Source organism: Vescimonas sanitatis (genome assembly GCF_049060325.1).
In the GTDB taxonomy this organism is placed as follows: Bacteria; Bacillota; Clostridia; order Oscillospirales; family Oscillospiraceae; genus Vescimonas; species Vescimonas sanitatis.
On record NZ_JBMGPW010000006.1, the window covers coordinates 170,344 to 192,773 of the forward strand.

General features: G+C 52.0%; 28 protein-coding genes. 15 read left to right on the top strand and 13 right to left on the bottom strand.

All coding sequences use genetic code 11. The annotated features are described in order from the left end of the window. The first annotated feature begins 40 nt into the window (after nucleotides 1-40). A complete protein-coding gene (locus tag ACOMDU_RS09040; protein WP_421130011.1) occupies nucleotides 41-355 on the top strand; it encodes a DUF2508 family protein in 315 nt (104 codons plus the stop codon). Next, the gene (locus ACOMDU_RS09045) at nucleotides 343-609 is read left to right on the top strand and encodes a pro-sigmaK processing inhibitor BofA family protein (protein WP_421130012.1); all 267 of its coding nucleotides are present in this window, start codon (nucleotides 343-345) and stop codon (nucleotides 607-609) included. Before ACOMDU_RS09040 ends, ACOMDU_RS09045 begins: the two co-directional genes overlap by 13 nt. A gap of 19 nt (nucleotides 610-628) precedes the next feature. Here the strand turns inward: ACOMDU_RS09045 and ACOMDU_RS09050 are convergent, their stop codons facing one another. The 3 genes from ACOMDU_RS09050 to ACOMDU_RS09060 form a co-directional block, all read right to left on the bottom strand. After that, complete coding sequence (locus tag ACOMDU_RS09050; RefSeq protein WP_421130013.1) at nucleotides 629-1,009, bottom strand: uS9 family ribosomal protein; 381 nt, start codon at nucleotides 1,007-1,009, stop codon at nucleotides 629-631. Nucleotides 1,010-1,097: 88 nt separating this feature from the next. After that, on the bottom strand, nucleotides 1,098-1,502 hold the full coding sequence (locus ACOMDU_RS09055; protein ID WP_421130014.1) for a DMP19 family protein: 405 nt from the start codon (nucleotides 1,500-1,502) through the stop codon (nucleotides 1,098-1,100). Nucleotides 1,503-1,550: 48 nt separating this feature from the next. Next, entirely contained in the window at nucleotides 1,551-2,282 is a 732-nt protein-coding gene (locus ACOMDU_RS09060; RefSeq protein WP_421130015.1) for a tRNA 2-thiocytidine biosynthesis TtcA family protein, read from the bottom strand. Nucleotides 2,283-2,507: 225 nt separating this feature from the next. Here ACOMDU_RS09060 and rplM point away from each other — a divergent pair, with 225 nt between their 5' ends. The 6 genes from rplM to ACOMDU_RS09090 all read left to right on the top strand — a co-directional run bounded on the left by rplM (nucleotide 2,508) and on the right by ACOMDU_RS09090 (nucleotide 8,038). Then, nucleotides 2,508-2,933, top strand: a complete 426-nt coding sequence (gene rplM, locus ACOMDU_RS09065) for a 50S ribosomal protein L13 (protein WP_321045744.1) — start codon at nucleotides 2,508-2,510, stop codon at nucleotides 2,931-2,933. A gap of 14 nt (nucleotides 2,934-2,947) precedes the next feature. Continuing rightward, entirely contained in the window at nucleotides 2,948-3,352 is a 405-nt protein-coding gene (gene rpsI, locus ACOMDU_RS09070) for a 30S ribosomal protein S9 (protein WP_321045745.1), read from the top strand. Between the two features lie 216 nt (nucleotides 3,353-3,568). Continuing rightward, nucleotides 3,569-5,149 (top strand): hypothetical protein, encoded by a 1,581-nt coding sequence (locus ACOMDU_RS09075; RefSeq protein WP_421130016.1) that lies wholly within the window; start codon nucleotides 3,569-3,571, stop codon nucleotides 5,147-5,149. Further along, nucleotides 5,146-5,637, top strand: a complete 492-nt coding sequence (locus ACOMDU_RS09080; RefSeq protein ID WP_421130017.1) for a DNA N-6-adenine-methyltransferase — start codon at nucleotides 5,146-5,148, stop codon at nucleotides 5,635-5,637. Before ACOMDU_RS09075 ends, ACOMDU_RS09080 begins: the two co-directional genes overlap by 4 nt. Nucleotides 5,638-5,656: 19 nt before the next feature. Further along, nucleotides 5,657-6,565, top strand: coding sequence for a hypothetical protein (locus ACOMDU_RS09085; protein WP_421130018.1), 909 nt, complete (start codon nucleotides 5,657-5,659; stop codon nucleotides 6,563-6,565). 276 nt (nucleotides 6,566-6,841) lie between these two features. After that, entirely contained in the window at nucleotides 6,842-8,038 is a 1,197-nt protein-coding gene (locus ACOMDU_RS09090; RefSeq protein WP_421130019.1) for a hypothetical protein, read from the top strand. 49 nt (nucleotides 8,039-8,087) lie between these two features. On the opposite strand, the gene ACOMDU_RS09095 is transcribed toward ACOMDU_RS09090, so the two are convergent. From ACOMDU_RS09095 to ACOMDU_RS09125, 7 genes are all read right to left on the bottom strand, one after another. Beyond that, complete coding sequence (locus ACOMDU_RS09095) at nucleotides 8,088-9,428, bottom strand: ATP-binding protein (protein WP_421130020.1); 1,341 nt, start codon at nucleotides 9,426-9,428, stop codon at nucleotides 8,088-8,090. 370 nt (nucleotides 9,429-9,798) lie between these two features. Continuing rightward, nucleotides 9,799-11,094, bottom strand: coding sequence for an ATP-binding protein (locus tag ACOMDU_RS09100; protein WP_421130021.1), 1,296 nt, complete (start codon nucleotides 11,092-11,094; stop codon nucleotides 9,799-9,801). 281 nt (nucleotides 11,095-11,375) lie between these two features. Next, the gene (locus ACOMDU_RS09105; protein WP_421130022.1) at nucleotides 11,376-11,621 is read right to left on the bottom strand and encodes a DUF6718 family protein; all 246 of its coding nucleotides are present in this window, start codon (nucleotides 11,619-11,621) and stop codon (nucleotides 11,376-11,378) included. A 370-nt stretch (nucleotides 11,622-11,991) separates the two neighbouring features. Then, a complete protein-coding gene (locus ACOMDU_RS09110) occupies nucleotides 11,992-12,228 on the bottom strand; it encodes a hypothetical protein (RefSeq protein WP_421130023.1) in 237 nt (78 codons plus the stop codon). Between the two features lie 68 nt (nucleotides 12,229-12,296). Continuing rightward, the gene (locus ACOMDU_RS09115; protein WP_421130024.1) at nucleotides 12,297-13,571 is read right to left on the bottom strand and encodes an ATP-binding protein; all 1,275 of its coding nucleotides are present in this window, start codon (nucleotides 13,569-13,571) and stop codon (nucleotides 12,297-12,299) included. Nucleotides 13,572-13,820: 249 nt separating this feature from the next. Further along, nucleotides 13,821-14,126, bottom strand: coding sequence for a type II toxin-antitoxin system RelB/DinJ family antitoxin (locus ACOMDU_RS09120; protein ID WP_421130025.1), 306 nt, complete (start codon nucleotides 14,124-14,126; stop codon nucleotides 13,821-13,823). Between the two features lie 113 nt (nucleotides 14,127-14,239). Continuing rightward, nucleotides 14,240-14,434: a hypothetical protein gene (locus tag ACOMDU_RS09125; RefSeq protein WP_421130026.1), complete on the bottom strand. Its 195-nt coding sequence runs from the start codon at nucleotides 14,432-14,434 to the stop codon at nucleotides 14,240-14,242. Nucleotides 14,435-14,805: 371 nt separating this feature from the next. Here ACOMDU_RS09125 and ACOMDU_RS09130 point away from each other — a divergent pair, with 371 nt between their 5' ends. The 4 genes from ACOMDU_RS09130 to ACOMDU_RS09145 all read left to right on the top strand — a co-directional run bounded on the left by ACOMDU_RS09130 (nucleotide 14,806) and on the right by ACOMDU_RS09145 (nucleotide 17,277). After that, a complete protein-coding gene (locus ACOMDU_RS09130) occupies nucleotides 14,806-15,009 on the top strand; it encodes a hypothetical protein (protein ID WP_421130027.1) in 204 nt (67 codons plus the stop codon). 18 nt (nucleotides 15,010-15,027) lie between these two features. Next, nucleotides 15,028-16,548, top strand: a complete 1,521-nt coding sequence (locus tag ACOMDU_RS09135; RefSeq protein ID WP_421130028.1) for an ATP-binding protein — start codon at nucleotides 15,028-15,030, stop codon at nucleotides 16,546-16,548. 52 nt (nucleotides 16,549-16,600) lie between these two features. Beyond that, entirely contained in the window at nucleotides 16,601-16,876 is a 276-nt protein-coding gene (locus tag ACOMDU_RS09140) for a DUF7695 domain-containing protein (protein ID WP_421130029.1), read from the top strand. Nucleotides 16,877-17,013: 137 nt separating this feature from the next. Then, nucleotides 17,014-17,277: a hypothetical protein gene (locus ACOMDU_RS09145; RefSeq protein WP_421130030.1), complete on the top strand. Its 264-nt coding sequence runs from the start codon at nucleotides 17,014-17,016 to the stop codon at nucleotides 17,275-17,277. Nucleotides 17,278-17,533: 256 nt separating this feature from the next. Here the strand turns inward: ACOMDU_RS09145 and ACOMDU_RS09150 are convergent, their stop codons facing one another. Next, the gene (locus tag ACOMDU_RS09150; RefSeq protein WP_421130031.1) at nucleotides 17,534-17,842 is read right to left on the bottom strand and encodes a helix-turn-helix domain-containing protein; all 309 of its coding nucleotides are present in this window, start codon (nucleotides 17,840-17,842) and stop codon (nucleotides 17,534-17,536) included. Between the two features lie 111 nt (nucleotides 17,843-17,953). Here ACOMDU_RS09150 and ACOMDU_RS09155 point away from each other — a divergent pair, with 111 nt between their 5' ends. After that, a complete protein-coding gene (locus tag ACOMDU_RS09155; protein WP_421130032.1) occupies nucleotides 17,954-18,526 on the top strand; it encodes an SLOG family protein in 573 nt (190 codons plus the stop codon). 120 nt (nucleotides 18,527-18,646) lie between these two features. Here ACOMDU_RS09155 and ACOMDU_RS09160 read toward each other — a convergent pair whose 3' ends face one another. After that, entirely contained in the window at nucleotides 18,647-19,309 is a 663-nt protein-coding gene (locus tag ACOMDU_RS09160) for a site-specific integrase (protein WP_421130033.1), read from the bottom strand. A 29-nt stretch (nucleotides 19,310-19,338) separates the two neighbouring features. Further along, nucleotides 19,339-19,995 (bottom strand): tyrosine-type recombinase/integrase, encoded by a 657-nt coding sequence (locus ACOMDU_RS09165; protein ID WP_421130034.1) that lies wholly within the window; start codon nucleotides 19,993-19,995, stop codon nucleotides 19,339-19,341. Between the two features lie 720 nt (nucleotides 19,996-20,715). Here ACOMDU_RS09165 and ACOMDU_RS09170 point away from each other — a divergent pair. Both ACOMDU_RS09170 and ACOMDU_RS09175 read left to right on the top strand, forming a co-directional pair. Next, nucleotides 20,716-21,285, top strand: coding sequence for a homing endonuclease associated repeat-containing protein (locus ACOMDU_RS09170; protein ID WP_421130035.1), 570 nt, complete (start codon nucleotides 20,716-20,718; stop codon nucleotides 21,283-21,285). A 961-nt stretch (nucleotides 21,286-22,246) separates the two neighbouring features. After that, a partial coding sequence (locus ACOMDU_RS09175) for a DUF4430 domain-containing protein (RefSeq protein ID WP_421130036.1) occupies nucleotides 22,247-22,430 on the top strand: 184 nt, incomplete at its 3' end.

The following is a 22,430-nucleotide window of genomic DNA, read 5'->3' on the forward strand; positions in this document are numbered from 1 at the left end:
CGTAAACTGGACGTACAATATTGATGTGGAGGGGAACCCTATGGCAAAGAAGCACAGCACAGACCCGACGCTCCGTGAACTGGAGCGTGAACTGTACAGCACCACCCAGGCGTTGAAGGAGGCCTATATCCGCTTTGACTATGTCTGCGACAGCGAGCTCATCGACGCCTGTATCTTCGAGATCAACGCCCTGAAAGCCCGCAGCAACTACCTGCTGCGCCGTATTAAGGAGCAGAATGGCCAAAGTGTGCCCTCCGGCATCCCGCACGCGGTGCCGGTGCCGAAGACGGAGCCGTCCGCGCCGCCCTGTGTGGCTGCCGGCGCGATAAAGGGGGGAGAGGTATGTCCGTCATAGAGATCGTATCCCTGGCCCTGGTGGGCCTGTTCCTGCTGGTGGCGGTGGTGCGGCTGTTCCGCAAGCCGCTGAAGCTGGCGCTGCGGGTGGCGCTGAACAGTGCCCTGGGCCTGGGTGTCCTGTGGCTACTGAACAGCACCGCCCCCGTCACCGGGCTGACGCTGGGCGTCAACTGGTTCAACGCACTGACGGTGGGTGTTCTGGGCCTGCCGGGGCTGGGGCTTCTGCTGCTGGTGAAGTGGGTGCTGGTGTAGTTACATAGGGAGGAAGGCTTCACTTTATTCCGTTCAACAGTCTGTTTGCTCGTTCAACAGGGAACTTATCCTCCATATCAGCCACCTCAAACAAACTCAATGGCAATTCTTTTTCCCCGACCAAAGCAAGGTATTCCTCAACAGCTCTGCGGTCGATCGTGATTTTTCCGTGTCCCGCCCAATGGCGATTGCTCTCATCTTTTTTCAAACCGGTGATCCAATACCTATCGCCATTTTCAACGTCTATGTAGTTTGAACTGCCGCCTATGGCCTTTTGAAAAGCATGGTCATTAAAATAGACTGTCTTTCTGGTTTTTGAGGTCTTTACATAGCCGATCCATGCCGGGCCATCATCGGAATATCCAGATTTTAACTCAATATACATTAAATTCTTTATCATCGGAAACCCTCCAGACCTGATTTACGAGCCTCACAAAAGCCGTTTATTTCTCCATCGTTTCCAGATACCACCCGAAAAAAACGCGAAGCTACAACTCAATTTTAGAGGCATACTCTTTTAGAATGCGGTTGATCTCCTCTTCGTTTTTGAAAAAGACATCGTCGCATCGTTCCAGTATTGCCTCCCATTCTTCGTCTGACTCCTTATCAGCCAGCATCTGGTATGCATCATACGCGGTCAGCAAATTGCTTCGCAGTTCTTCGGATAAGACGTTCTCCAAAATCGAAATTTCCGCTTGCAGATCGCCCGTTTGCTCAACATTAAGGAAATACTGATCGTGCCCGCCATTATTGACCTCGCTTTGATAGGTCATCACCTCTGCATAGGGGGTGTCCGCACGGTTTTCCGTCCACAGATCCCACATTTTATTCCATTTTTTCTGCTCGCGTGATAATTCGCTTTTTCTTTTTTTGAAAAAACCAAATACTCCCATCTGATCAACACCTCTCAAAATTTGATTTGCGCGTCTTACAAAAGCCGCTCACTTCTCCATTTTTTCCAGATCCCACCCATACAGCGGGTAGCGCTGCACGGCGCCGAACAGCTTTTTCTTCAGATCAGGATAGCGCTGCTCCAGCTCCGCCAGCAGTTCCTTCACCTCCTGCCGGCGGCTGTGGCCGTCCATGGGACAGGTGTTCTTCACCACCGGCAGCGCCAGCTTCGCCGCCATGCGGCGGATGTCCGCCTCCTGACAGTACAGAAGCGGGCGTATCTGGGTGATGTCCGTCCTGTCCAGATACGTCACCGGCTGGAAGCAGCCGATGCGCCCCTCGAACAGCAGGTTCATCAGCAGCGTCTCCACCGCGTCATCGTAATGGTGCCCCAGCGCGATCTTGTGTATCCCCCGTTCCGTCAGCGCCGTATGCAGGCTGCCCCGCCGCAGCTTGGCGCACAGGGAGCAGGGGTTCTTTTCTTTTCGCTCGTTGAACACAATGTCGTATACCGGTACGGAGATGCGGGTATAGGGAACGTCCAGCTGCGCGCAGTAGTCGGCCACCGGGGAGAAGTCCATCCCCGGCATACCGGTCTCCAGCGTGATGGCCTCCACCCGGAAGGGCTTGGGATAGAATGCCCGCAGCCGGGCCAGGGCCGTCAGCGTCAGCAAGCTGTCCTTGCCGCCGGAGACGCCCACGGCCACGGTCTCTCCGGCTTCGATCATGTTGTAGTCCTCCACACAGCGGCGGACCAGTCCCAATATGTGCTGCACGGTCATGCCTCCTGAAAATGTAAATTGCGATTTGAGAAAACGAGAGTATAATTGAGAAAATAAGAGAAAACACAAGATGTTCATGCCGTAAATCAAATCGGTGTTGACAACACGCCGGCACTGTGGTATAAATAATCCTGCGCGCTGAGCGCGTTTTCTCTGCCCCGATTGTAACAAGGGCGCGTGAAAAAGTAAAGCACACATTATAATATAAATTGGAGGAAGATCACCATGTCCACTTTCATGGCAAACAAGGCCAACATTGAGCGCAAGTGGTACGTCGTGGATGCCGCCGGCAAGCCCCTGGGCAAGACCGCCGTCATCGTCGCCGACCTGCTGCGCGGCAAGGGCAAAGTCACCTATACCCCCCACGCCGACTGCGGTGACAACGTCATCGTCATCAACGCCGGCAAAGCTGTCCTGACCGGCAACAAGATGGAGCAGAAGTACTATCGCACCCACTCCGGTTGGGTGGGCGGTCTGAAGGAGACCAAGTACCGCATCCTGATGCAGGACAAGCCCGAGCTGGCTATGCGCGTGGCCGTCCGCGGCATGATGCCCCGCAACATCGTCACCAAGGATTCCCTGAAGCGTCTGCACATCTACGCCGGCGAGCAGCATGACCATGCGGCTCAGAAGCCCGAGCTGGTCAAGTAAGGAGGAAAAAGAGAATGTATCAGTCTAAGAATCCCTACAAGTACGGCACTGGCCGCCGCAAGTCCTCCGTCGCCCGTGTGCACCTGTTTGAGAACGGCACCGGCTCCATCACCATCAACGGCCGCAGCATCGACGAGTACTTCGGTCTGGAGACTCTGAAGATGGTCGTCCGTCAGCCTCTGAACGCCACCAACACCCTGGGCAAGGTGGACATCGTTGCCACCGTCGAGGGCGGCGGCGTGTCCGGCCAGGCCGGCGCCCTGCGCCACGGCATCAGCCGCGCCCTGCTGCTGGTGAACCCCGAGTACCGCGCCATCCTGAAGAAGGCCGGCTTCCTGACCCGCGATCCTCGTATGAAGGAGCGCAAGAAGTACGGTCTGAAGGCCGCCCGCCGCGCACCTCAGTTCAGCAAGCGCTGAGTCTATACCGTTTACCTGCAAAACGCCAGAAACCACAACGGTTTCTGGCGTTTTTCTTTGTGCTCATTTGTCTCCATCTGAGATCATTGCTCTCTCTTCTGCAACGACAAATTTGTGGACAAAGTGAAGCATTTGACGACAAATTTCACGACAATTTTTTTGCTCTTTTAAGGGTGCATGGCTGCCTTTGTATCCATCATACAAAGGAGAAAATTCATGCTCATTCCCTCATGGTCAAAGGCTCAAAAGGAGGCCTTCCGTACCCAGCATCCCACAAAATATCCCATCAAGCAAGCGAATCACAATTCTCCCAAAGCCGACGTAAAGACTTTCGCCGACCTCATTTATGCAGCAGATCGTCCCGAATATAAGGGCATAGTGACAATTGTGCGCCGGCCCAAGGGGACAACTACAATGGAGACTGTGGCAAGTGTTCCTGCGGAACAGGCGGGCGAATGGTTGTCGCAGATGCACGTTTCGGCAAATGCAGACTATTATATCACGAAGGCGCAGTTCAGCAAGGCACAGACGTGGGATAGTAGAAACTTATTTGCAATAAATGCTATTTGGATAGATGTCGATGCGCATAGTGAAACGCCGAGTTTCGCAGAAGCGGAGCGTATGCGCTCGCTGCTGATCCACGCGTTGCCGGAGCTGGCGGGGATTCCTGTTCCGAATATAATCATTTACAGCGGAAGAGGGTTTCATCTCGTATGGCTTATTGAGCAATGCGCGGCTGAGTTAACATTTATGCACCGGGCGGTTTCGGCATACTATGGCGAGGTCATCCGAGACTTAATCGCTGGGTTCAAGCTTACCAAATATTCTGTCGATGGGAGCTACAGTGCGAACATAGCCGGGTTGACCCGTATTCCCGGAACGTTCAATACGTATTCTAGCACCTACTGCACCTATGAGATTATTCACAGGCGGAGAATTCTACTCACTGAACAGTATGATACGGCGGAATATCGCTCAGGCAAAGGGGCAGTAATTTCAAAGCGTTGTTGTCAGTTCGCCCCCTCTGCTGTGCAGGCTGCGGGAGAGCTGCGTGTAAATGCTTTGCTGAAGCTGCTGAAACTGCGCACAAACTGGGAGGGCTATCGGGACTACTTTCTACTTATTCTATTCTCCGCTTATCAGATGGCAGGATATTCAAATGAAGATTCTGTTCGGCTGACGCTGGAAGCCAATACAGAATTAGAACCTTCTCTGTTAGAACGTGAGGTGCGCTCATTACTCTCGACTGCAATGAAAAAACACTACAAAATGAAAAACGCCTACATCATAACTGCATTGGACCTTACCGCTGATGAGCAGACTGCCATCGGTATTTCGGTCGTGCCCACAGGGGCAAAAAAGCGGGGCAAAAATCAGGCGCGGGATGCGCGTACCGCTGCGAAGCGGAGGAAGGAAAACCGTGCGATCATGCGGTTTCATATCCTCGGCTGGAGCATCGGTGCCATCGCAAAAAAGGTGAACCGCTGCTATAACACAGTTAAGAAGCGCATCGGCGAACTGGCAGGAAAATTGGAGGAGCTTTTTTCTGACCGTGAACTCAGATTACTTTTTCGTCAGCGTGCGAAGCGCATCGTGGAGAAGCTGGAGAAGTGCGCAGCCTCCGTTTCATTTTTTGAAGGGCTTATATATTATGCTGATATGGGCAAGTCCAGCATGAGCCAATCATTAGTAAAACCCATTGAATATCAACTCGAATATAGCAGAAATCATCGGAGGAATCGAGGCTGTAAAGATATTTCTGCACACTTACTTGAAAGGACGAGGTGTGCAGAATGAATAAGGCATTGTTATCCTCCAAAAGCATGTGCTGGTGCACGCCGCAGGACTTTTTTGACAAGCTAAACGCCGAATTTGATTTTGTGCTCGACCCCGCAGCAACGGATAAAACGGCAAAGTGCGGTCTGTACTATACCCCCGAAACGGACGGACTTTCGCAAAGTTGGGATCGCGGCGGTGCTGTCTTCTGCAACCCACCGTATGGTCGGGAAATTGGCAAGTGGGTGCAAAAGGCGTTCGAAGAAGCACACGGCGGATATCCCATCGTCCTGCTTATCCCAGCGCGGACGGATACGGCATACTTTCACGATTACATTTACGGAAAAGCGGAAATTCGCTTTATTCGTGGACGGCTGCGGTTCACGGATGACGAGGGAAACGCCGCCGACCCCGCGCCGTTTCCCTCTATGGTAGTGATCTACAACGGGAAAAACTCGCTGCCCCAAAACAACGTGTCTGGCACAGTCCCAAAGGGGACATGTGCCTAATGCCAGGGAGGTTTCCAACATGCAATTTGCCCCCATTTTACCGCCTATGAAGCCCAGTACGCCGGCAGCTTCGAACCGCGCAGACGGTGCGCAGCACACCGCTTACCGCGTACCTGAGGCGATGTTTAAGCTGCGCTTGCTGACCCGGAACATCAATGATGACGCCGAGAATCTGCTTACGCTAAACAAGAAAATCGGGCAGGCATTGATACGATTTTTCTCTGAAATGCAGTCCATTCAACGGATGGCAAACGCCGAATTCGCCGATGAGGAATATGCTGAGGCAGTGGCAAGGGCGTTAGAAAGTGTCATTGAAAAATTGGACAACAACACATATTGGAGCCTCCTGAGAACGCTCACGCTCATGGGCAAAATTGACGCAGTCAGGGCAGGATTAGGCACAGATGAAATGTTGCCCCCCGATGAAATATGCACGCAGCTCTACCGGAAAATTGCTCGTGAAACACATGCGTTTGACGCTTTTGTCGAGGGAAATATGTTGCTCGTTCGGATGCCTATGCTGCCCTCCATCCGCGCCCATGGTGTAATCAATAGCGGGCAGAAGCGCGCTATCTTTGACACGCCGATGTTCGTGGAAACGGTGCGCGGAGCGATGCTTTCCGTGAAGGAAAAGCTGCCTAAAATTTCCAAGAAGAATATAATGTATCTCTTCATTTACAGAGATGCAGCTGCCCCACATCTGGACTCCGATAACCATAATACCAAAGCGATCACCGATGAAATCTGCTCTCACTTTGAGGCGGGCGATGATGGATTTTATGCGGATTTCCGCTTCTTTACGAGGGCATCCGAGCTCCTCCCGGCAGGGACATACATCACGGTTTCGGCGATGGACGGCGCACTCCCCACGCCTGAAGATATTATCGAAATGTGGACGGCGCGACTGCGGAGCGGAATGGATATTTGACCACATATTCATCACACCACCGCGAGAGCGTTTTGCGCACTAAAACACGGTCATTCCGGATGCCGCATTTCAGACAAGACGGCAGACCCGCAAACCCGCTGAAGCACAAGGGCTTTGCAGTTTTGCAAGTGCGGGAATGACAATGTCTCTGTACGAATAGGACAATTCGGAAGATACTTTACCCACATGGCAGCCGCCCGAATAAAAGGGTAAATTGTTTATAAGATACGGCTTATTCAGGGGCGGCTGACCAAGATTGAGGAGAGGAGCACCACAATGTATACGCCTTCTAAAATAAAAATCAGTATGCTGTGCGCACTTGCCCTTTGCGGTCAGGTGCGCCGCGATGACCTTGCTATTTTTGCGCGGACGGCTGACGCAGGAGTTCGCACGATACGCGAGCTGGAAGACAAGGGTCTCATCGAGGACAAAACTGTCGAGGTGACGGTGCGGATCGACGGAAGAAACCGCCCGCGGATGCGCCATGTCTGCGGCCTCACAAATGCAGGGCTTTTGTTTCTGCTTACGCATGGCGCATCACTCTTTCCGTGGCTGGCAAGCGTGCCGAAAGAAATCGTTGGGCAGGTCAATTTGAAAGGCGGCAGCTGCACGCGGCGAATTCCGTTGGACAGGCGGCTGGATCTAAGTGGAGCCAATTGCTTTTTTATCGCGGCAGGCTACGAGACCCGCCCTCTTGTATTCGATGAAAACATGAAAGAGGGAAAGCCCTCGTTAGCAAGCTGCCTTGCGGAGATTTTACCGCCGCTGGATGCTCGCAATGACCGCAGCTTCTACAATGTACTGGAGATAAAGAGGGACATTCTGGGTAACGGCATGGCTGCACGCTTTGCCCGGTATGTGGGGTTTGTTGTGCACGGCGGTATGCCGGCAGCCGTATACGTCGTGCCGCAGGGGGGACTGTCATGGGGCACGAGCGTGGTGAACAAGGAGCGAGCACTGTTTGACGACTTTGTCCTCAGAGGGATGCATACCGCAAAGGATATGGGGCACGATTGTATTCTGCTGGTTCGCAAGCCCCGCGATTTGAGCAGGACACTTGCCATGGAACCCGGCAAGGTGGTGCCGCGGGGTATGCGCTATGTCGTGCCGATGAGCCGGGAAGGGATGAGAGATTTGGAATATATCCAAAACTGGGGCTACCACAAATTAAAGGCAGCGTGCAGTGAAAGCATAAGCGAGGCAGGCTATGCGAAGAACACGGAGAAGGGTACGATTCCGGGGAACGCGGCAACGAGAATATCTACGGTGTGCCCGCTGATAGACCCGGTTACCGGCAACTACATCACAATAGGGCCGCTGATAACGATTCACGTGCTGAAGGAAAATGCGGCACTGATGCGGGTGGGAAAGCCCATCACTGTTTTCTGCTTTCCGCATCAAATGGCCTTTTATCGCGCGGCTCTCGGTGAAGAGATAGATTTCCTTCTGGCCACTGCTGAAGGCGAGGGGTGATCCGCTGCGCGGATCACCCCTCGCAAAGATGGCAGTCGGCTGCATATGGTTACAGAAACATTGCCATGTAGATGGGCAGATGAAGGATGTTATCGGAGCGCATAACATCCTTAGTGTAAAGGATGTAGCTCTCACCGATTTTCGAGGAGAACTTTGCGCGGAATTTGTCCAATGATGCGTGGCTGCGGTAGCTGCCGGACTTCACTTCGATGGGGGCTATTTTTTTGCCCTCGGCAATCAGGAAATCGACCTCCATATGGTTTTCCCGATGCTCCTTATCGCAGCGGGAGTAGAAGTAGAGCTTGTGTCCGCGGCATCGGAGCATCTGCGCTACCATGTTTTCCAAAATCATGCCCTCATTTACGTCCAGCTTGTCAAAAAGGATGGCTTTATACAGCTCGTTGTCTGTATAGCTCTTATCCATGAATGTCTGTGTCACCAGCAATCCCGTGTCCGCCATATAGCATTTCTGCGTGGCGTGGTCGGCACTGAGGGCAAGCCCTACATTGGGGTCGGTGGCGTTGAAGCAGGTATTGACTACCATCGCTTCGTTCAGCCAGATAAAGGAATCCTCATAGGAACGGAAACGTGCATTTTCACCCAGCGAACTCAGCCGATATTTCTTTTCCTTTTTGGATAGCTGACCGGGGATACCGTCGAAAACAGCATAGACCTTATCCTCGTATCCCTCTGCGAACTTGGAGACATCGTCGCGGTAGAGTCGCAGAATGTTTCGCTTCGCCATATCGGAAGCGGCAAAGTCCTTCCCGTTCAGGTAGGCGAGGATGGACTGGGGCATCCCGCCTACCAGCAGGTACTGCCGGAAGCTATTCATAACCTTTCGATGCACCGCCTGACCCAAGGGTTTTTGCGCCTCGAATGCCCGCCGGATAAACGGAACGGTGACCTCATCATCCAGTGCCCACAGAAATTCTTCAAAGTCCAAGGGGAACATCTCCAGATGTTCCTCCTCCGATGGGATGATAATGTCCTTGACGTTCTTCTTGAGCCGGATGAGAGAGCCCGTTTCCAGATAATCGTAGCGACCATCCGCCACAAGGTATTTGATGAGCTGCCGTGCGCGGGTGAACTGCTGCACCTCATCAAGCACGATGAGGGACTCCCTGTTATAGAGCTGGACCCCGAAGAAAACGGACAGCTTGGCGAAAAACATATCGAGGTCGGTGCTGTCATTTTCAAAGATATCCAATACATCCTTCGGGACATTCCCGAAATCAATAATGATGTGGCTTTTATACTCGTTTTCTGCGAACTCCTTGGCAATGAAACTCTTGCCAACGCGCCTTGCTCCGTCAATCAGCAGAGCTGTCGTTCCGCCGCTTCGCTGCTTCCACGCAACGAGGTCGTCATAAATCTTCCGCTTCAGCATACCGATTCCTCCTGCCTTTCAAAGTCGTGCTGTTTTCCATAGTTTAGCACAGGTCTGCACGAAAAGGCAAGTTAAATATGTCGATATTTGCACGAAACGGCAGAAGAGATGGCTTTGCTGCTGCACGAAACGGCGAGTTTTCGCAGAGCCCCGCTGGGCCATGCCGCAGAGCTGGGTATAGTTTTTCTCGCACACGGGCAGTTCCGCGCCTACTGCGCCTCGTCTGAGGCTTCCGGCGGCCCGCTGCCGCACACAGCTCTCCCGACACCTGAAGCAAAAGAGTGCTCCTGCGAGGTGGATCCTCGCAGGAGCACTTCTTCCAAGCAGTCCGATTGGCGATATGCCGCGATAAGTTCCACAAGGAAATGGCTCAGATACAAAACGCGGCATAGAGAGGAACGATTTTTTTGTTGTCCTCAAAGCCGAAGTTTTTGGCAGAGAGCTTGATTGCATAAGCGGGCTTGTAGGTGTCCATATAGACCTTTAAGCTCTTGGCTTTGGTGTTGTCGGCAGACTTGACCTCAATGGGAATGAGCTGCCCGTCACGCTGAATGATAAAATCAATTTCAGCCCCACGCTCGGACTCCCAATAATAGGTGTGGTAGCCGTTAATGGTAAGCTGCACATTAACATAGTTCTCCGCCATACCGCCCTTGAAGTCGTTGATTTCCTCGACCATATAGAGAATGTCATTGGCGGCTAAATCCTTTTTGGCGCAAAGCAGTCCTAAGTCAGACACATAAATCTTGAACGCATCAATATCACGGTAGTTTTCAAGGGGCTTTTTGATTTGCTCCACCTTGTATACCTGTGACACGATACCAGACAGGCAAAGCCATTCAATCGCATTTTCAAATTCGGAAGCCCGTCCGCCTTTCTTAATCAGCTTATATTGGAAACGGGTATTCTTTTTTGAGAGCTGAACGGTTATATTGTCGTAGGCAAGTCTGGTTTTCTTGATTTCATTCAAGTTATTATACTTGCTCATATCATTGAGATAGCTTGCAAGTATCGTATCCTGCGTATGGCGGACAAGGATATAATCCTTTGTTTCAGCGAATTGCATCACACACTCTGGCATGCCGCCAACTACAAGATACTGACGGTAAAGCTGCATTGCGGCGTCGTGCAAGGCAACGGGAAGCGGCGTATCGGTTTGAAAGCACTTTTTAATCTGCTCTACCAAATTGCCCTCACCGAGAGCCAACAAAAATTCCTCCATATCCATAGGATAAAGCGTTTTCATATCGACCTTTCCTACGGGGAAAGAGAATTTCGCCCTGTTGACCGCAACGCCGAGCAAGCTGCCTGCCACGATGATGTGATAATCTGGAGCGTCCTCACAAAAGTATTTGAGCGAAGTCAACGCCCTCCCGCAAAGCTGTACCTCGTCAAAGACTATCAGCGTTTTTTCCTTTACGATGGTCTGACCTGCGATATGGGACAAAATCGGTATCAGATAATCGGGGCTGATATTTTCCTCAAAGGTTTCGTTCAGCTTTGGATTGGTTTCAAAGTTGAAGTATGCCACATTTTCATAGTGGGTGCGCCCGAATTCCAGAATGGAATAGGTCTTTCCGACCTGTCTTGCGCCCTGTAAAATAAGGGGCTTGCGGTGTTCATTTTCTTTCCACGCTTCTAAGAAGCCCATAATCTTTCTATACATAAGCAGTCCTCCTTAAAGGTGCTGACCAGAGTATAGCAGATATTCGTGTAAAAATCAACAATAGCGAGCGAGATATTCGCAAAAAGCGACACGAATATTTTTATAAATCTAGCATTATTCGACGCGATGCGCGTTTTCTTCATAGCTCTGGCACGGCCAGCACTTCCGTCCTCACGAGCTTCGTGCAGAGCCGCATACCTTTGTGTGCCTGAGAAGTCTCCTGATTCACACAACGAGAAGACCACCCCGACAGGGTGGTCTTCTCCGCCGTTATTCACTGTTTAAGCAACGCGGTTCATATCACATACCATGTCAATGAATGTCTTCATATCATCGACATACTGATAAGGCGCATACTCCGCGTAGATGTCCGGGCTGTCGAGTACAACGATTTGTACGCCGTCTGCTCTCACAGACTCCAGTGTCCCCGGTAAACACCTCGCTTCACGCGGGGTTTTGCAGCGATAGGCAATACAACCCTGCTTATCGAAAATTTTGGCCACAACAAAAAACGTCTTATCGCCCATCTCTGCTTGTCAACTCCTTCAGTTTATTCTTAAATGCTTGCTCCGTTTGGATATCACCTGCATCAAACAATTCTCGCATGTGCAGCCCAATCGTTTCAGAACTATATTTATATGCGTATTGATGACTCCAAATGTTAAAGCAAAAGTCTCGGCCACACCAAAGCTGAACCTCTATCGGGTAAGACCAGCTATCCCGCTGATAGTACAGATGATTCGCACGGTATCCATCGTCAACTTGTTTTTCACTACCACATCCTAATTATACCCAAAAACATATTATACGTCAACCATCCCAAACCTCAGTTAAGTTCCCAGTAAAAGCACTGAACCCGGCATTCCGCCTAAGATGCAGTAATCCAGAAACAGCTCGCTACACAGACATCTCTACCTCATTGAAGGGCGTCAGAGTCCGCATATGGGCGAGCATTTCCGCGATGAAGCTGTCATCATACCCCTTTGCCCACAGAAATTCCTCGAAGTCCAGTGAAAACATCTCATAGTCCGTCTTGTAGCCTACACTGTTGCTTTCGATTTTCCTGTAGTTGATGCCCAGCATAGAGCCGCTGCAGATGACATCGAAGCCACAAAAAATGAACGAGTTTTTCAAGCGTTATCACATTTTATGAGCGAGTTTTGCTCATATCTGCACGAAAACCGCGCAGATGTGTTGCGGCATCAGTTTTTCAGGCAACCGATAGGGACGACACACACGCCATCCGGACGGCGATAGGCAAAATCGCCGGTTCCGGTCAAGACCATCAGGAAGGCGGGCGCGTTCATTTTATCGGTATCAATTTTTTCAGCCATCGCTTTCAGGCTTTTCGCGCCCTCCTCAATGAGCCTGTCGCCGCCGAGCTTAATTTCAACGAGCCCGTATTTCCCGTTTCTCAAATGAATAACGGCGTCGCATTCCTGTCCGTCTTTATCTCTGTAGTGGTAAACCTCTCCGTTCAAAGCATCGGAAAAAACGCGAAGATCTCTGATACAAAGTGTTTCAAAGAGGAAGCCGAATGTCTTCAGGTCATTGATCAAATCGTTCGGGCCGATGCCTAGAGCGGCAGCAGCAATAGACGGATCAACATAGTACCGGGTATCTGATGAGCGAATCGCAGTCTTGGAGCGTAGATTGGGGTTCCATGCAGGCATATCCTCTACAACAAAGATTTTTCTGAGCGCATTTACGTAGGAAGCAACCGTTTCTTCGCTGATCGCCACTTCGTCGTTTGTCGAAATATCCTGTGCAAGCACCGTATTCGGCACCTGGCCTCCTTGATTTCTTGCGTAGGAGCGCATGAGCCTGCGAACTCTTTCTGGATTCTTCTGTACATTGTCGGCACGGTTAATATCCGAGTGTACAACTGCATCATAGTAATCAGTCGCCTGATCCAAAGCAATTTCATCACGCATATCCACAGCCTGCGGCCAACCGCCCCGGCACACGAGGAAAGCCAAACGGTCGATACTTAAATCTGAACCTCCATCTACCTCCGTATTTCCCTCAAACAGATCTTTTATGCTGACTTCACCTGTTGAATCCCCGGATTCATATAGGCTCATCGGCCTCATCGTCAACCATGTAAAACGCCCCGTACCGGAGTGTGTAATCTCCTTGGTATCGGCGGGAACGGCAGAACCGGTGAGGAGAAATTGTCCCAACTCGCCGCGATGATCAACCTCAAAACGAATGGCATCCCAAAGCTTTGGAGCAAGCTGCCATTCATCAATCAGTCTTGGTGTCGCGCCTTTCAGCAGCCGCTTGGGGTTCAACTCGGACATCGTGATGTTCTGCGCCTTCTTTTCCGGGTCGTCCATATATAAAATGCTGGCTGCAAGCTGCTCCGCAGTTGTGGTTTTACCGCACCACTTAGGACCTTCGATCAGTACCGCACCTTTGCCTTCCAGCTTCCGCATCAGAATATCGTCAGCAATTCTTTTCCTGTAATTCTTCATTCGGGATACCTCGCCTTCCTTTGCGTTAGCTTTATTATATGCACTGATTATGGATTATGCAATGTTTTTTCCGATAGTTGGCGAAATATTTTTCCGACGATTGGCGGAAATTTGACACGATAGTTGGTGGCACAATCCCCTGCAACCCCTCTCTCTGCAGCGTAGCGTGTCACGGGGATGCCCTTCATCTTGGTCTGCTGATAGGCTTCAAAGTCCACGGGCAAGTTGCAGCGGTTCATCTCGGCATCATTATTCGTTGTCCAGTTCTTCGAGCGTGTAGCGTCTCGAATTGCCCCGTGTATAGCCCAGAGCGACCATCAGTTCAGGCGCGGAGTCGAATGTGCCGGACAGCCCTTCGCCCTTCTCAGCGGCAGCCATCGCTGCCTGAGTCACCGCGTTAGGCACTTCCATGTCGTATGGAAACCTTCCTTCTTGGACGACGACCTCTGCAAAAGAAGTAAATGCCTCTTCAAGCGACAGATTATATCGGGAGCAGATGGCCGCCAGCTGCTCCCTAATGTTGGTTTCCAATTCAAAGGTTATTGTTGTCTTCATCCGCATCGCACCTCCAGTACCGCCACTATACCATGTGTAAGGTGCTGCAGGAAAGAGTCTCTTAAAGAAGCAGGTGATCTGCGCCGATGGCGCAGATCACCTGCCTTGTCTGTTCAGGTAGAGGAGTCGTCCTCGCTCATGGCCTTGTCGATGGCGCGGTTGATGTAGGCGTTGACGGACTCGCCGCGCTGTGCCGCGTGCGCCTGAATGATTTCCTTCTTGCCTTTGGGCATGCGGAGCTTTATTTCATCATAGTTGTTCTTGACGTACTTATTCACAGCGCGTTGCTGCGCTTTTGAAACTGCCATAATGGCCTCCTTAAACTATATCAGTTCAGTACTATTCTAACCGAAAAGCTATACTGGGTTCAATATACAAGTTGCACATATAATGTACCCAATATTTGTGGACTTTGCCAATTGAATATTGTCCCCAATATGATATAATAGCTATAGAAAACAAAACAACGGCAGTCACAGGGAGCGCCAACTCCCTATGACCTGCGCAGGTGAAGCAACCACCTACACAACGGAAAATTCCGCACCGCAGGGAGAAGTATACCCTATTTTTGAAGGGTTTGCAAGTGCTCTCTTGCCGAAAGAATGCTCCGTATCTCCAACGCACCGTGTAGGTATATCCTGCACGGTGTTTTGTTTATCAAAAACAAAGGAGTACGGACATGGACGAAAACAGAAAGAACACCATCGAAGTGGAGATGACCGAGGACGATTGGATGGAGCTGCTGCAGGTTTGCATTGACCTGCGCGTGACGCCTGACACCCTGATTGAGTCCTTTTGTTGGGAGGTCATCCGCCAACAGTCATTGCTGCGCATCGTCGCAGACGCTATTCGCCGGGACGCTGTTACACGCAGCGCAAAGTAACGGAAAGGAGCTTTAACCATGGAAAACAGGAACAACAACCCCATTGCGGAAGAGATTATCCATAACAACCCCACTGGGTATGGACTTTTCGCGGGTATCGGTGACAATTTCAACAGCGCGGCGCAGGCTATCTGCGAGCTGGCGGACGATGCGATTTCCAATCTCCGTGCCAACAGCGACGACCCCGACCTCTCCATGACGATTGTGGTGTCCTTCGAAAATCTGGGCGATGCAGTGAAAATCAGCGTGGTGGACGGCGGCACGGGCATCACCAATTTGGACAGTGCGCTGACCATCGCCTGCCGGGACGGGGCGCAGACGCCGCTGAACGAGCACGGCTTCGGACTAAAGCACGCGCTGGCGTCCTGCGACAGCAGCCCCAGCCAGCAGTGGAGCATCCGGACGCGGACGAAAAAGGACGCGGCTGCCAACCAGTACCGCGAGGTCACGGCACCCTATTCCATGGGTACGTCTGAGGAGGACCAGCCCATGAAGGTGTTCTTTTACCCTGGTGCCGGCGGTCTGCCCTACCCGACCGGCACCGCTGTTACCGTCCGCTGCCCCATGGCAAAGTTCCAGACGGTGAAGCCCGACCGCAAGGCGGCGCAGTCTGATTTCCACCATCTCGTGATGTATGCCATCGAGGAACTTCGGTATATCTACGCCGGCGTGTTGGCAGATACGAGCATCACAATGAAGGTGCTGGAGATCAACGGCGGCACAGAGAAGTGCCACATTCTGAAGCCTCTGCAGCCCACATGGGAGGAGGGAACCATGAAACGGCTGGAGAATGTCCCCTATGATTTGGGCGGCGGACAGCTGACCATCCACTGCCGGTATGGGAATATCCTCCCTACCAAGAGCAATGCCATTTACTATAAGGGCAACATGGCCTCCAGCGGTGTAGAGCTGCGCATCAACGGGCGCGCCATTGAGCACGGACTGTTCGACCGTGTTTGGGGCGAGGCTATTCACCCCAGCCAGAACCGCTTTCTGGTGCAGGTAGACCTGATTACGAACAACTCCGCCGCACTGCCTGCCACCAAGAATACAAAGACGTCCTTCTGTGAAGCGGACCCGCGCCTGAACAAGCTGTTCCGCTGGATCGCAACCTATGTGTCCGCGCCGCCCAAGGACGCGGACACCATCGAAGCCCGCTACGTCAAGGAGCTGGCGGCTAAGTGTGAGAACAACCCCGATGCCCTGCGGGTGAGCCGCGAGGAGCCGGTGTTTCAGAAAATTGGACTGAAGGCGAAAGTAGACCTGTTTGTGGGCTGCGTCAATGGCGTGACCATCTATGAAGCCAAGGCGGGCAAGACGAAGGCGTTGGATTTATACCAGCTCCGCATGTATGTGGACGGCTGTGCGCTGGACAACAAGCCTGTGGATGAGGCAATTCTCATCGCGCGGTATCACCCGCCTGAGGTACGGGAGCTTCTGGACATCCTCAATGGGCTGTCCGCGCCTGATGGCCGTCCCTACAATTTCCGGTTAGTCACATGGGATGAGGAGGGCATCTTTGTGCAGCAGAGCGCGTGACTGAGGCGAGGGAAAAGTGTGCAATGGTTGCACACTTTTGCGGGAGGAATCCATGGTGATCAAAAACGCCATCAAATGCAAAAAATGTGGAGAGGTTATCGAGTCCGTCTCCCTGCACGACTTCAAAATTTGCCCGTGCGGTGCCTGCGCTGTGGACGGAGGACACGAATACCTGCGGCGTTCCGCGCCGTCACTGAATGTTTTTATCGACTTGAGCGTGGTCAAGCTGGACGAATCAGACGACAAGTTGTTTTTTCATAATGGTACAGCAGGTCGCGGCGTTGCCGCGGCCTGCTGTTTTATACAGCTCATAGTTGCACATATGTGAGGGCGAAAGCTCGGTATCCTGTTTTGCCTTTCCGTGCGCCGCCTGCTACAGTAAGGCCAGAAAAGGCGGGACTGCTTGTGGATGCAAAGAAAATATGCTATACTTTGCCCTGTGTGATTGAATTCAGGAGGGACGCCATGTTTTATACGGATGAGGAAATATCTGTCATCACCGGCTTTCTCAACAGCTATCTTGTGCGTGACCGTGCCAGTGCAAGAGTAAGAGAATCGTATATCAGGATCAGTGCAGGGCTTCAAAGTCATACATTGACCAGGGACGATTATGTTTGGCTGGAGAATGCTCTGTTGTTTCTGCGCCCGTACTGGTGGAGTAACCGCGAGGATGGGAAAATGCTGATGGATGTGTTCCTGCATACGCAAACATTAGCAAAAGAAGAATAGCGAAAAAGATGAAGGATGTACCAGCTGATACACCCTTCATCTTTTTTCATCGGTTTATTTGCGTTTCGCCCCTTCAAGATTTTGTCGGGGGTCATGGCCATGCTGATATACTCTGCTGGGCATAATCACCCATCCCGTGCCTGCTCTGCTCCGTCCTCAATGCCTAATGACCTTAAGTACAAGGCTATTGTAGCGGAAAGCTGCCGGGGCGTACAGGTGGAAAACGCTTCTTTGCCGCGAGAACCGGCTTATCCATTCATATCATCGTATCCATGAGTGCGGCCAAAGCTGCTTGCTGCGCGGATGTCAAGCAATTCCATTTATCCAACATCTCACGCTGCGCGGGAGTCAGAGCCACACGAATGTCGTCCTGCGCAAAGAATTGCGACAATGTAACACCGAAAGCATCGCAGATCTTCTCAAGCGATGCAAACGATGGCGTCATAGATTTTTTATACCACGAGGAGATGGTAGACTGTGGCAGGCCAGAGCGTTCAGCAAGCTGATATTCCGACCATCCCCGTGCCTCACGATTCTGCTTAATGATTTCAAGAATGTCTGTCACAACTTCACCACCTTGGATTTTTCGTTTATTATACTTTGGAAAATCGTTGCATTTTAATAATTATTGTCGTATTATTTATTGCGACAATAATCTTGTGAAGGTGTGACTGCTTTGGAAGAATACCGACGTATATACCGTTGTGCAGTCATGGGACAGCACCCCATGCGCTTTCCGTGGGGGTTTGACGAGGAAGATGACCGCTGCCAAAAACTGAAAATAGAGCTGGCACAGCAGATCATGGTGCTGCATCAGCGCGGTGTGACACAGTTTCTGACCGCCTGTGACTGCGGCGTAGGTCTTTACGCAGCCGAGATCGTCAATGGTCTGCGGGAAACCGCCGACCAAGACCTGATGCTTTTCTGCTACACACCACACGAGGAACAGGCCACAAAGTGGGCACCGTATCTGCGGGAACGCTATTTTACTATGCTGGAAAAATGCACCCTTATTTCGGTCGTGTGTCCCGTGGGTACGCCGGATGCACAGCTGCAAGCCTATAGGAAGATCATCGACCTTGCCGATGTGGTACTATATGTCCATGATGCGGATATGTCAGCAACGGACAGTGGGGAAAACAGAGCCTTTGCTTTTGCTGTGGAGAGCCATACGCCCACGCTGGTCTTGCATCCGAAAGAGCTGACCGCAGAGTGGGTCGGCGAGCAGTTCTATCCCAGACGGTCTTGATAACCGGATGATTAGTCCCGGTCACGATGCGGCAAGCCGGATCGCGCCTTGCCTGCAAAACAAAAAAGCCGTAGGCATCTGTGCCTACGGCTGCATGAGGGATAGTTCGTTTTTCGTAAATCATATACAATTCACGACCCCTGCGTCTGCACGTCTTTGCAGCGCATCGCTTTGCGGCATCTCTGACGGAATTTTTGACGGAATTAAACTGCCCCACGTACTTTCAATCGGGAGAAAGCATATACTCTGCACCGCCTGCTTTTTATGTGCCAGAGAGGAATGCACATAGGTCTGTAATGTCGTCCGTATATCAGCGTGGCCCAGCAGCTCGCTGAGGCTCTTGATGTCCACGCCGCTTTCCATGCACCGTGTCGCGTAGGTATGCCGCATAGCATGAAAATTTCGATAGCGGGTACCGCAGCGTTCCAACAGCTTCCGATACCGGTATTGCAGTGTGCGAGGCTCCATTGGCGTGTTCGTATTGGTCAGCAGGTAGTTATCTTTTTGAATATTCTGTGTGGCTGTTTTCAACAACTCCAGCATATCATTGGGAATTGCCACAAGACGTACAGAACTGCTGCTTTTAGGGGATTGAACCACCAAATGTGTTCCGGAAGCATCCCGCACACGGGCAGCCGAGCGCTCAATTCGCAGAAAGCCTGAACGGAAGTCAATGTCACTTTTGCGTAGAGCGCAGATCTCACCAAGGCGCAGCCCTGTATTCAGAACCAGAAGCACGCACAGCCCTGTCATGTCTGGCGATGCCAAGATCTTCCGTGCCAATGAGGAGATTTCCTGATTGCAAAACACCTCTATCTTCTTGCTGCGGTACGCGGGCANAGAGCGCAGATCTCACCAAGGCGCAGCCCTGTATTCAGAACCAGAAGCACGCACAGCCCTGTCATGTCTGGCGATGCCAAGATCTTCCGTGCCAATGAGGAGATTTCCTGATTGCAAAACACCTCTATCTTCTTGCTGCGGTACGCGGGCAACTCCGCCTCTCTGCCGGGGCAATCGCAATGGCAGCTCTTTTTTGCAACCTTGAAGATCGTCTTCAGCAGCACGCCAACATCCCTTGTGCTCTTGCATGACAAACCTCTATCTTGCAGCCGCGAAAAAAACGCAGAAAGTTTTTCCGCCGTCAGATCACGCAGCAAGAGCGTTCCCAGTTCAGGGACGATATAGTGCCGTATCATATACTCGTAACGCCCAATCGTTGAGGCCTTCAGTGCGCCGCGGTGCTCGGACAGGAAAAAATCCGCTGCCTGACATACCGACATTTCACCTGTCAACATAGGCTTCTGTGGCAGCGCATCTTCCATCCTTCGCCGCTTCTCACGGCAGGCGGCATAGCTCTTGGCATAAACATACCCATATTCCGCCTTGCCGGCAGGTGTTCGGCCGCGAATATAGCGACCCTCCCACCGGCCATCTTTTCGTTTGTAAATGTTCTCTCCGCGACGTGGCATAGTAATCTTCCCTTCTTTCTGACGGTGTTTGTGACGGCAATTAACAAGATGCCGTGGTATCCTTTCTTTTGAACTTCCAGATGATGGAAACAATATAAAGCAATTTGAATCGCAATTCAGATAGTTCTTGCTTTTTCACAATTTTCCTGCATTTTTTGTTGACTTTTTTGGCAAGTCAATGTATAGTAAAAGATGGAATTGCGGTAACTTTTCTGTCGTGAATTGTATATGATTTACGAAATACCCAGAGCGTGTGCTGACACTTTGCAGTATGCACAAACCGCAGCAGCATCATTCATTTGCATCAGACAAGTAAATATGATCCGGTGACACCGTGTGGCTGTGTTGGTCGTAAAGATCTTTTTATGTGCAAAAGATCAGGCAGCAGCCTAGAAGGAATTTGGGTTAGAAACCCTCTGCGGACGGCACTGTGAGCGCAAGGAAATGGTCGAAGCGGCGAAAGCTGTTGGGTAATACCGCCATTGGGAGGAAGCTTCTGAGAAGGTAGATCATGTACGAAAGGCGAAAGCCTTGTGGCGCGAGGGCAGGAGAATTGCACGGTCAAGGATCTTTGGTACACAGTGGCGCTCTCTCGCTGTGACGAGGGCAGGAGTATGCGCTGACGGATTTTGTCAGCGTTTTTTCTTGCCAAAATGTCGCTGGTCATCCCCTGAGAAGGGGCTTGTCCGGCGTTTTTTCGTAATAAGGAGGAGTGTTACTATGTCTCAACGCGGCGGACGTCCCATTGATTTTCAGGCGTGGGCGCAAAACCAAATAGTCAAAAGGGCTGTAGCAGCACTGGAAGCGCGTGACGAAGCATTTGCCGAGCGAAACGCAGATACGCCGCTGCCGCAGCTGGCGCGGTATCTGAGCCGGTGCGCCATCTCACTGGGTCACAGCCCATCCCCCAGCGAAGTGGATGGCGGTACGTTTATTGAGCAGCGTTTTGGCAGCTGGGCAGCCGCGATGGCGGCGGCAAAGCTGCCGCAGCCTCGTTCCATGCGCAAGCTGCGCGACACCGCTCGCTATAAGGCGGAAAAGGTGAAGCAAGAACCGTTGTTCCGTGAGGAGCGAAGGCAGAAGCGGCAGCGCAAGCTGGAGCAATCCGAGCAGCGAAAACAGGAGCAGGCTATCAAAAAGCGTGCGGAGCGGGCTGCTAAGGCAGAATGGGCGGCGAAGAAGAAGGCGGAGGCTGAAGCAAAGGCTCTCACCTTGGCAGAGACCTCCGCTGAAGCCGTACTTGATACAATATCCGCAGCAATTAACCCCAGTCAAGCCGAGACAGTCTGAACGGAGACTGTCAGCTTTCCATAGGGGGACGGGGTTTAAGCCGCCCCGTCCCCCATCCTCAAATCCGCAAAAGGCAAGTCGAGACGGCAAATGCCGTTGTCTTTTCCATAGCGGGAGGGGTTTGCCGGCCCCTCCCGCATCCTCAAAATCAACAGCCCTAACGGCTGAAGGAGAATTGACATGAAAAAGAATCTGAGATATATCATCGCGTTCCTGCTGGCAATTATGATGCTGTCGAGTCTGTGCGCCTGCGCCCAGACCGGCACTGCCGGCAATAGCGGACAGTTAGGCCTTGACTATGTGGGAGAGGATACCGACCAACCCGAAGAGGAAAAGCCGTGGTATTCCTGGTTTACGGAGGCCTTCAGCTTCGGCAAGAAGGACACGGCCCCCACCGCGCCCAGCAAGCCTGACAGCGTGGCGGATTTCTATGCCCAGGGCTCCGGAGATGCACCGCAGGGCAACAAGGGCAATAAGACAGACCAGACGCCTTCTACCACCCCGGAGGAGGATACCGCCAACAAGCCGTCCAACTCCGGCGGGAAAAAGGATGACAATAAAAAAGACGACCAGAAGGGCGAGGACAGCAACACCCCCGCGCCTACCCCTGAGCAGAAGCCCGAAAGCAAGAAAAACACCGTCACCATTACCATTCGCTGCGATACGGCGGTGAATAATGGTATGCATCTGGAGAGCAAGTGGGCGGGCATCGTCCCGGCCTCCGGCGTGATCCTGCCGGTAACCACGGTGGAGGTGAAGGAGGGCGACACGGTTTTCGACGTCCTCGCCTTTGTGTGTGAAAAGTACAAGATCCACATGTCCTATCGGGGCGGCACGTCCAGNGTGGGCGGGCATCGTCCCGGCCTCCGGCGTGATCCTGCCGGTAACCACGGTGGAGGTGAAGGAGGGCGACACGGTTTTCGACGTCCTCGCCTTTGTGTGTGAAAAGTACAAGATCCACATGTCCTATCGGGGCGGCACGTCCAGTGGCTGCTATGTGGATGGCATCAACAACCTTTATGAGTTTGACGGCGGCCGTTGGAGCGGCTGGATGTACTGTGTCAACGACTGGTATCCCAACTACGGCTGCGGCGTGTACTTTGTCAAGCCCGGCGAGGTCATTGAGTGGAATTACACCTGCGACC

What these genes read in the sequence shown, in the direction of transcription:
- rpsI (WP_321045745.1), top strand. Translation starts at nt 2,948, where the DNA reads ATGTATCAGTCTAAGAATCCCTACAAGTACGGCACTGGCCGCCGCAAG.
- ACOMDU_RS09080 (WP_421130017.1), top strand. Translation starts at nt 5,146, where the DNA reads ATGAATAAGGCATTGTTATCCTCCAAAAGCATGTGCTGGTGCACGCCG.
- ACOMDU_RS09130 (WP_421130027.1), top strand. Translation starts at nt 14,806, where the DNA reads ATGGACGAAAACAGAAAGAACACCATCGAAGTGGAGATGACCGAGGAC.
- ACOMDU_RS09060 (WP_421130015.1), bottom strand. Translation starts at nt 2,282, where the DNA reads ATGACCGTGCAGCACATATTGGGACTGGTCCGCCGCTGTGTGGAGGAC.
- ACOMDU_RS09085 (WP_421130018.1), top strand. Translation starts at nt 5,657, where the DNA reads ATGCAATTTGCCCCCATTTTACCGCCTATGAAGCCCAGTACGCCGGCA.
- ACOMDU_RS09045 (WP_421130012.1), top strand. Translation starts at nt 343, where the DNA reads ATGTCCGTCATAGAGATCGTATCCCTGGCCCTGGTGGGCCTGTTCCTG.
- ACOMDU_RS09100 (WP_421130021.1), bottom strand. Translation starts at nt 11,094, where the DNA reads ATGTATAGAAAGATTATGGGCTTCTTAGAAGCGTGGAAAGAAAATGAA.
- ACOMDU_RS09095 (WP_421130020.1), bottom strand. Translation starts at nt 9,428, where the DNA reads ATGCTGAAGCGGAAGATTTATGACGACCTCGTTGCGTGGAAGCAGCGA.
- ACOMDU_RS09050 (WP_421130013.1), bottom strand. Translation starts at nt 1,009, where the DNA reads ATGATAAAGAATTTAATGTATATTGAGTTAAAATCTGGATATTCCGAT.
- ACOMDU_RS09075 (WP_421130016.1), top strand. Translation starts at nt 3,569, where the DNA reads ATGCTCATTCCCTCATGGTCAAAGGCTCAAAAGGAGGCCTTCCGTACC.
- ACOMDU_RS09105 (WP_421130022.1), bottom strand. Translation starts at nt 11,621, where the DNA reads ATGGGCGATAAGACGTTTTTTGTTGTGGCCAAAATTTTCGATAAGCAG.
- ACOMDU_RS09120 (WP_421130025.1), bottom strand. Translation starts at nt 14,126, where the DNA reads ATGAAGACAACAATAACCTTTGAATTGGAAACCAACATTAGGGAGCAG.
- ACOMDU_RS09115 (WP_421130024.1), bottom strand. Translation starts at nt 13,571, where the DNA reads ATGAAGAATTACAGGAAAAGAATTGCTGACGATATTCTGATGCGGAAG.
- ACOMDU_RS09135 (WP_421130028.1), top strand. Translation starts at nt 15,028, where the DNA reads ATGGAAAACAGGAACAACAACCCCATTGCGGAAGAGATTATCCATAAC.
- ACOMDU_RS09145 (WP_421130030.1), top strand. Translation starts at nt 17,014, where the DNA reads ATGTTTTATACGGATGAGGAAATATCTGTCATCACCGGCTTTCTCAAC.
- ACOMDU_RS09170 (WP_421130035.1), top strand. Translation starts at nt 20,716, where the DNA reads ATGTCTCAACGCGGCGGACGTCCCATTGATTTTCAGGCGTGGGCGCAA.
- ACOMDU_RS09040 (WP_421130011.1), top strand. Translation starts at nt 41, where the DNA reads ATGGCAAAGAAGCACAGCACAGACCCGACGCTCCGTGAACTGGAGCGT.
- ACOMDU_RS09055 (WP_421130014.1), bottom strand. Translation starts at nt 1,502, where the DNA reads ATGGGAGTATTTGGTTTTTTCAAAAAAAGAAAAAGCGAATTATCACGC.
- rplM (WP_321045744.1), top strand. Translation starts at nt 2,508, where the DNA reads ATGTCCACTTTCATGGCAAACAAGGCCAACATTGAGCGCAAGTGGTAC.
- ACOMDU_RS09090 (WP_421130019.1), top strand. Translation starts at nt 6,842, where the DNA reads ATGTATACGCCTTCTAAAATAAAAATCAGTATGCTGTGCGCACTTGCC.
- ACOMDU_RS09140 (WP_421130029.1), top strand. Translation starts at nt 16,601, where the DNA reads ATGGTGATCAAAAACGCCATCAAATGCAAAAAATGTGGAGAGGTTATC.
- ACOMDU_RS09125 (WP_421130026.1), bottom strand. Translation starts at nt 14,434, where the DNA reads ATGGCAGTTTCAAAAGCGCAGCAACGCGCTGTGAATAAGTACGTCAAG.